The sequence below is a fragment of the Escherichia sp. Lx600-2 genome, from assembly GCF_036662595.1.
Classification (GTDB): Bacteria; Pseudomonadota; Gammaproteobacteria; order Enterobacterales; family Enterobacteriaceae; genus Escherichia; species Escherichia coli.
The window spans coordinates 1-8,203 of record NZ_JAYQWM010000120.1; the positions used below are offsets into that span (position 1 = coordinate 1).

At 46.8% G+C, this 8,203-nt stretch carries 6 protein-coding genes and 1 pseudogene; 3 read left to right on the plus strand and 4 right to left on the minus strand.

Annotated elements, in window-relative coordinates; genetic code table 11:
* Positions 1 to 238: 238 nt before the first annotated feature.
* Positions 239 to 766, plus strand: a complete 528-nt coding sequence (gene gadE / locus OQV04_RS22280) for an acid resistance transcriptional activator GadE (RefSeq protein WP_032281783.1) — start codon at positions 239 to 241, stop codon at positions 764 to 766.
* Here the strand turns inward: gadE and OQV04_RS22285 are convergent, their stop codons facing one another.
* On the minus strand, positions 767 to 1,045 hold the full coding sequence (locus OQV04_RS22285) for a hypothetical protein (protein ID WP_001205329.1): 279 nt from the start codon (positions 1,043 to 1,045) through the stop codon (positions 767 to 769).
* 107 nt (positions 1,046 to 1,152) lie between these two features.
* Here OQV04_RS22285 and mdtE point away from each other — a divergent pair, with 107 nt between their 5' ends.
* Together mdtE and mdtF are read left to right on the plus strand one after the other, a co-directional pair.
* Entirely contained in the window at positions 1,153 to 2,262 is a 1,110-nt protein-coding gene (mdtE, locus tag OQV04_RS22290; protein ID WP_001340474.1) for a multidrug transporter subunit MdtE, read from the plus strand.
* A gap of 24 nt (positions 2,263 to 2,286) precedes the next feature.
* Positions 2,287 to 5,400 carry a multidrug efflux pump RND permease MdtF gene (mdtF, locus tag OQV04_RS22295; protein WP_045176386.1) on the plus strand — a complete coding sequence of 1,038 codons (3,114 nt, stop codon included), beginning with the start codon at positions 2,287 to 2,289 and terminating at the stop codon, positions 5,398 to 5,400.
* A gap of 362 nt (positions 5,401 to 5,762) precedes the next feature.
* Here the strand turns inward: mdtF and gadW are convergent, their stop codons facing one another.
* The 3 genes and pseudogenes from gadW to OQV04_RS22310 form a co-directional block, all read right to left on the minus strand.
* Positions 5,763 to 6,491 (minus strand): acid resistance transcriptional activator GadW, encoded by a 729-nt coding sequence (gene gadW, locus OQV04_RS22300; protein ID WP_000149999.1) that lies wholly within the window; start codon positions 6,489 to 6,491, stop codon positions 5,763 to 5,765.
* Between the two features lie 367 nt (positions 6,492 to 6,858).
* Complete coding sequence (gene gadX, locus OQV04_RS22305; protein WP_032281785.1) at positions 6,859 to 7,683, minus strand: acid resistance transcriptional activator GadX; 825 nt, start codon at positions 7,681 to 7,683, stop codon at positions 6,859 to 6,861.
* A gap of 370 nt (positions 7,684 to 8,053) precedes the next feature.
* Positions 8,054 to 8,203: pseudogene (locus tag OQV04_RS22310) on the minus strand (glutamate decarboxylase); the annotation flags it as partial.

Consider the following 8,203-nt stretch of genomic DNA (forward strand, 5'->3'; position numbering starts at 1 on the left):
CAAACGTTACTTTTTGCTCACTGTTTACAAATTGATAACAACCAGGAATTTTACTTAGGATCAATATATGGAGTGCGTGATGGATAAATCTGAAGTATTGATTAGTGTTAATAGACGTATTAGTTCACGAAGGGCAAAGTTCTTATAGGCGTTTACTATATTGAACAACGATTCGGACAAGGATGTAAATAATGAAAAGGATGACATGTTCGAAACGATAACGGCTAAGGAGCAAGTTATGATTTTTCTCATGACGAAAGATTCTTTTCTTTTACAGGGCTTTTGGCAGTTGAAAGATAATGACGAAATGATAAAAATCAATTCCCTGTCAGAGATCAAAAAAGTAGGCAATAAACCCTTCAAGGTTATCATTGATACCTATCACAATCATATCCTTGATGAAGAAGCGATTAAATTTCTGGAGAAATTAGATGCCGAGAGAATTATTGTTTTGGCACCTTATCACATCAGTAAACTAAAAGCTAAAGCGCCTATTTATTTTGTTAGCCGCAAAGAAAGTATCAAAAATCTTCTTGAGATTACTTATGGTAAACACTTGCCCCATAAGAATTCACAATTATGTTTTTCACATAATCAGTTCAAAATTATGCAACTGATTCTGAAAAATAAAAATGAAAGCAATATCACGTCGACGCTCAATATTTCGCAACAAACATTAAAGATTCAGAAATTCAACATTATGTACAAGCTGAAACTAAGACGTATGAGCGACATCGTCACCCTGGGTATCACATCTTATTTTTAGTCAGGACATAAGCAACTGAAATTGATGGCTGGCATGACGAGGGATGCAGATGCTGATTTCATTACCCCCGGTGATTACTAAAGGAGAGGCTAAAACGACTTTATTCCCCTGGTATGTGTATCCACCAGTAGAACCCTTCGTTGCCCGAATGCTGGCAGGAACTGTTGGCAGAACGGCAACATTTTTTTTGTCGTTGACCTCACCATGTCGATCACTATGCCTGTATCCCACCTTACTGGCTGACAACCCCACTATGCCGCTGGTCTGTAAATCCCTCATATCTCTCCTCGCGCGCAATTTAAAGAACCGTTATTTCTCAAGAATTTTCAGGGACTAAAATGAACAGAAGAAGAAAGCTGTTAATACCGTTGTTATTCTGCGGCGCGATGCTCACCGCCTGCGATGACAAATCGGCGGAAAACGCCGCCGCCATGACGCCTGAGGTCGGTGTCGTCACACTCTCCCCTGGGTCGGTCAATGTGTTGAGCGAATTGCCCGGTAGAACCGTTCCTTATGAAGTTGCCGAGATACGTCCCCAGGTGGGCGGTATTATCATTAAACGCAACTTTATCGAAGGCGATAAAGTGAACCAGGGCGATTCGCTGTATCAGATTGATCCTGCACCTTTACAGGCCGAGCTAAACTCCGCCAAAGGCTCGCTGGCGAAAGCGCTCTCTACCGCCAGCAATGCCCGCATCACCTTTAACCGCCAGGCATCGTTGCTGAAGACCAACTACGTTAGCCGTCAGGATTACGACACCGCGCGCACCCAGCTGAATGAAGCAGAAGCCAATGTCACCGTCGCCAAAGCGGCTGTTGAACAGGCGACGATCAATCTGCAATACGCGAATGTCACCTCGCCGATTACGGGCGTCAGCGGGAAATCGTCGGTGACCGTCGGCGCACTCGTTACCGCTAATCAGGCAGATTCGCTGGTTACCGTACAACGTCTGGACCCGATTTATGTCGATCTCACGCAGTCGGTGCAAGATTTCTTACGCATGAAAGAAGAGGTCGCCAGTGGGCAAATCAAACAGGTTCAGGGCAGTACGCCAGTACAGCTCAATCTGGAAAATGGTAAACGTTACAGCCAGACCGGCACGCTGAAATTCTCCGACCCGACGGTTGATGAAACCACGGGCTCCGTGACGTTACGGGCGATTTTCCCCAACCCAAATGGTGACTTGCTGCCTGGCATGTATGTCACGGCATTAGTGGATGAAGGTAGCCGCCAGAATGTATTACTGGTGCCGCAGGAAGGCGTCACCCACAACGCCCAGGGTAAAGCAACGGCGCTCATTCTGGATAAAGACGATGTCGTGCAGCTACGCGAAATTGAAGCCAGCAAAGCCATCGGCGACCAGTGGGTTGTCACCTCTGGCTTGCAGGCTGGCGATCGGGTGATCGTTTCCGGTTTGCAACGCATTCGTCCGGGTATCAAAGCACGAGCAATTTCCTCCAGCCAGGAAAACGCCAGCACCGAATCGAAACAATAACGTTGCAGGCTTAAGGGGACTTTCATGGCTAACTATTTTATTGATCGCCCGGTTTTTGCCTGGGTACTTGCCATTATTATGATGCTTGCAGGTGGTCTGGCGATCATGAACTTACCGGTTGCGCAGTATCCGCAGATTGCGCCACCGACCATTACCGTCAGCGCTACCTATCCGGGTGCCGATGCGCAAACGGTAGAAGACTCGGTCACTCAGGTGATTGAGCAAAATATGAATGGGCTTGATGGCCTGATGTACATGTCTTCAACCAGTGATGCGGCGGGTAATGCCTCTATCACTCTGACCTTCGAGACTGGGACATCTCCTGATATCGCACAGGTTCAGGTGCAAAATAAACTGCAACTCGCTATGCCTTCATTACCTGAAGCGGTGCAGCAGCAGGGGATTAGCGTTGATAAGTCGAGCAGTAATATCCTGATGGTAGCGGCGTTTATTTCTGATAACGGCAGCCTCAACCAGTACGATATCGCGGACTATGTAGCGTCTAATATCAAAGACCCGCTAAGCCGTACCGCGGGCGTTGGTAGCGTACAGCTCTTTGGTTCCGAGTACGCCATGCGTATCTGGCTGGACCCGCAAAAACTCAATAAATACAATCTGGTACCTTCCGATGTTATTTCCCAGATTAAGGTGCAAAACAACCAGATTTCCGGTGGTCAACTGGGTGGCATGCCACAGGCGGCAGACCAGCAGCTAAACGCCTCGATCATTGTGCAGACGCGTCTGCAAACGCCGGAAGAATTTGGCAAAATCCTGTTGAAAGTTCAGCAAGATGGTTCGCAAGTGCTGCTGCGTGATGTCGCCCGCGTCGAACTTGGGGCGGAAGATTATTCCACCGTGGCGCGCTATAACGGCAAACCTGCTGCCGGGATCGCCATCAAACTGGCTGCCGGAGCAAACGCCCTGGATACCTCGCGGGCAGTCAAAGAGGAACTGAACCGCTTATCAGCCTATTTCCCGGCAAGTCTGAAGACGGTTTATCCTTACGACACCACGCCGTTTATCGAAATTTCTATTCAGGAAGTTTTCAAAACACTGGTTGAGGCTATCATCCTCGTCTTCCTGGTCATGTATCTGTTTTTGCAGAATTTCCGTGCCACAATCATCCCGACGATTGCCGTACCGGTGGTTATTCTCGGGACGTTTGCGATCTTGTCGGCGGTCGGTTTCACCATCAACACGTTAACTATGTTCGGGATGGTGCTGGCGATAGGGTTACTGGTGGATGACGCCATCGTAGTGGTGGAGAACGTCGAGCGTGTCATTGCGGAAGATAAGCTACCGCCGAAGGAAGCGACGCATAAATCGATGGGGCAGATCCAACGTGCGCTGGTCGGTATTGCCGTTGTTCTTTCCGCAGTGTTTATGCCGATGGCCTTTATGAGCGGTGCAACCGGGGAGATCTACCGCCAGTTCTCCATCACGCTGATCTCCTCCATGCTGCTTTCAGTATTTGTGGCAATGAGCCTGACCCCTGCCCTGTGCGCCACCATTCTGAAAGCCGCGCCGGAAGGCGGTCACAAACCTAACGCCCTGTTCGCACGCTTCAACACGCTGTTTGAAAAATCAACTCAGCACTATACCGATAGCACCCGCTCGCTGTTGCGTTGTACCGGTCGCTACATGGTGGTCTACCTGCTGATTTGCGCCGGGATGGCGGTGCTGTTCCTGCGTACACCGACCTCTTTCTTACCAGAAGAGGATCAGGGGGTATTTATGACCACCGCGCAGTTACCTTCCGGTGCCACCATGGTTAACACCACGAAAGTGCTGCAACAGGTGACGGATTATTATCTGACTAAAGAGAAAGATAATGTCCAGTCGGTATTTACCGTTGGCGGCTTTGGCTTCAGCGGCCAGGGGCAAAACAACGGCCTGGCGTTTATCAGTCTCAAGCCGTGGTCTGAACGTGTCGGTGAGGAAAACTCGGTTACCGCGATCATTCAGCGGGCAATGATTGCGCTAAGCAGTATCAATAAAGCCGTCGTCTTCCCGTTCAACTTACCCGCGGTGGCTGAACTGGGTACCGCGTCAGGTTTTGATATGGAACTGCTGGACAACGGTAACCTGGGGCACGAAAAACTAACCCAGGCACGAAACGAGCTGTTATCACTGGCAGCGCAATCACCGAATCAGGTCACCGGGGTACGCCCGAACGGCCTGGAAGATACGCCGATGTTCAAAGTGAACGTCAACGCTGCGAAAGCTGAAGCAATGGGCGTGGCGCTGTCTGATATCAACCAGACAATTTCCACCGCCTTCGGCAGCAGCTACGTGAACGACTTCCTCAACCAGGGGCGGGTGAAAAAAGTGTATGTCCAGGCAGGCACGCCGTTCCGTATGTTGCCGGATAACATCAACCAGTGGTATGTACGCAACGCCTCTGGCACGATGGCACCGCTTTCTGCCTACTCGTCTACCGAATGGACCTATGGTTCACCGCGACTGGAACGCTACAACGGCACCCCGTCAATGGAGATTTTAGGTGAAGCGGCGGCCGGGAAAAGTACCGGTGACGCTATGAAATTTATGGCAGACCTGGTCGCTAAACTTCCGGCAGGCGTCGGCTACTCATGGACCGGACTGTCGTATCAGGAAGCGTTATCCTCAAACCAGGCTCCCGCGCTGTATGCGATTTCACTGGTCGTGGTGTTCCTCGCCCTCGCCGCACTCTATGAGAGCTGGTCAATTCCGTTCTCGGTGATGTTGGTTGTTCCGTTAGGCGTCGTTGGCGCATTACTGGCCACCGATCTGCGAGGCTTAAGTAATGACGTCTACTTCCAGGTTGGTTTGCTGACCACCATCGGGCTTTCCGCCAAGAACGCCATCCTGATTGTCGAATTTGCCGTTGAGATGATGCAGAAAGAAGGGAAAACGCCGATAGAGGCAATCATCGAAGCGGCGCGGATGCGTTTACGCCCAATCCTGATGACCTCTCTGGCCTTTATTCTCGGCGTGCTGCCGCTGGTTATCAGTCATGGTGCCGGTTCTGGCGCGCAAAACGCGGTAGGTACCGGCGTGATGGGCGGGATGTTTGCCGCAACAGTGCTGGCAATTTACTTTGTTCCGGTCTTTTTCGTTGTAGTGGAACATCTCTTTGCCCGCTTTAAAAAAGCGTAACGTGTAAATGAGAGTAAGGTTGAACGTGAAGGTTCAGCCTTACTCTTTCCTGCTAACCATTCACCACTCAACAACCAGCTAACCGTCAGGAATACCAGGCTTAGTACACAGCACTGAAAGTAGAAACCACTCCAGCCATTCGTCATCAATTTGAACAGCACAATACTGACCCACATTCCCGTAATCGTATGAATTGTCAGCTTAATAATCCCAAACATGCCGAGTCTTTTCCTCCTGAAAATACCTATACCGCCTGGCAAACTGCGAAAGAGAACTAGCCGGTAGCCCGGCAGAAATCATCAGGGAAGAGTTTCACATGAAGCAGGTGTGAGATCCTGACCAATATTCAAATGCAAAATATGTCAGGAAAAGGTACCTGGCGAATGTTGCGCAAACTGATGTGGCGTTACACCATAATATTGTCGAAATGTGTTTATAAAGTACGACGTACTGCTATAGCCACATTTTTCCGCAATAGTATGCAGAGGAATTTGACGTAACTCGAGTAATCGTCTGGCCATCGACATCCTGGAGGCGAGTAATATTTTACTGAAACAGGTGTTTTCATCCTGCAACTTTTTTTTGATGAGACTCTCGCTGGTATACATTCTTTCCGCGATATCGCGCAGATACCAACGTTTGGCGATATCAAAGCTAATAAGGCGTTCAACTTTTCCTGAAACAGTGCTGATGCTATTGAAAAGTAAGGGGATCAGTTCTTTCTTATGAGAAAACATCGATAAACAGGAAAGGTAGAGCATATTGCTCAGTATCGGTGAATTTACCCCGGATTCATTGAAGCTATCAAAAATCGCCGTCACCAGCGGCATGGGGGGTGACTGGTTAATTAACAGACGGTCTTTGCTATGTAACCCTAAATTGCGTGGTAGCTGACGAATATTTTGTAAGTAATGGCAAACTGTCAGCTCATCGATATCCAGTCGTCGCGTATCCGGTGAACAAAACGCAAAATCGTCTGCCAAATTTTTCTCCAGCAGCAGGATACTCTCGTTATGCAGCGATATTTTTTGCTGTTCATGATAAATATCGAATGAACGACGAATGAGGATCACCGAGCAGACATGAGTCATGATTATCCCTTATATTTCATACTGCGATTATTTCAATTTCAGTATACTAATGAAATGATGCCAGACTGTTTCTTAGCGCAAAAACTGCCAAATTTGGTAGGACCAAAATTTATCCACAAAGTAGTTTTGCATAACAGTTAATTGATAATAAGTAAATGCAACACGAATATATTTTCGCACAGCGTATAGCTTATGTTTATAAAAAAATGGCTGATCTTATTTCCAGTAAAAGTTATATTTAACTTACTGAGAGCACAAAGTTTCCCGTGCCAACAGGGAGTGTTATAACGGTTTATTAGTCTGGAGACGGCAGACTATCCTCTTCCCGGTCCCCTATGCCGGGTTTTTTTTATGTCTGAGTAAAACTCTATAATCTTATTCCTTCCGCAGAACAGTCAGTGCCGTAAAAATTCCCTTGCGCAACAATACTTGCCGCCGAGTTACGGTTCGACAATCTCTGCGCCGATCGCTCCTGATACTCTGTGGGCGTCATCCCATAATAATTTCGAAAGACGTAAATGAAATACGACACGCTGTGATATCCACAGGACACTGCGACTCGCTTAATTGAAAAGCCATGTATAACAATAAGTTGCAAAGCACGTTGCATTCTACACTCAGTAAGCAACTGTGAATATGATGTCTCTTCTTCGCGCAATTTTTTCTTTAACAGACTTGGACTCATCAACAGCTCGCTGGCGATTCGGGCTAGTGTCCACTCATGAGCGATATTATTATTGATAACCGTACAAACTCGTGTTCGCATGTTCGGTTGTAAAACGTTCAGAAGCAGCGGTATAAAGTGATCATCCTCAAGAAAAACAGATAACAACGCAAAGATTAATGCTCTTTTACGTAGCATTTCTGCATAGCGAAGATTCTTATTCTGCGATAGTTGCGCAACTTCCTGAAAAACAGGAATATCTCTGCTACAGTGATGAACGAGTAATGAAGAAATTTTTTTATGTGCATGAAGATTTAATGCCTCCTCCTTGAGCATCGGCAGAAATAATGAAAGCGTATCCCTTGATACTAATACAAAATTTTCAACACACTTATCTACTCGAATTTGGCTTGCATCCGCAAAAACCAAGTCACCGCCATTAAAATAGCGATATTCACCATTAACCATGGTGAGAATATATTTATGTCTTGCGTACGCAATTAGACAATTCCCATGTAATGATTGCATAGTTGACTTAATATTACATAAACATATTACTGTTTATTAATGTAGCACGCCGCCCTCTTAAGTCAAATTGATTGATAAATAAATTTAAACGAAGCGGGAGAACAGGATGATAATGTGTGATGTTCTACGGGCAGGATGACTGGATTTATAATACAAAAACGTGTTTAAGAACGCAGGGAAATTAATAGTAAGCAAATAATCCCTTGTCGTGACATTAAAGACAATCGCTACATTTAATAAACATTCATATAACATATATCTTATCAACACGATGAATAGACAGCCAATATATTATTGCGATTAATAAGCAACCGAATGCCCAGCTGTTTTTTTTAAAGGCTGGGCATTCGGTTTTTACAACGTTATGTTATCAGGTGTGTTTAAAGCTGTTCTGCTGGGCAATACCCTGCAGTTTCGGGTGATCGCTGAGATATTTCAGGGAAGCTTTGTAGTCTTCCAGCAACAGTTCAGCAAAGTCCATTTCGAAGCCGCGACGACACATAATGCGCATCACCACGAT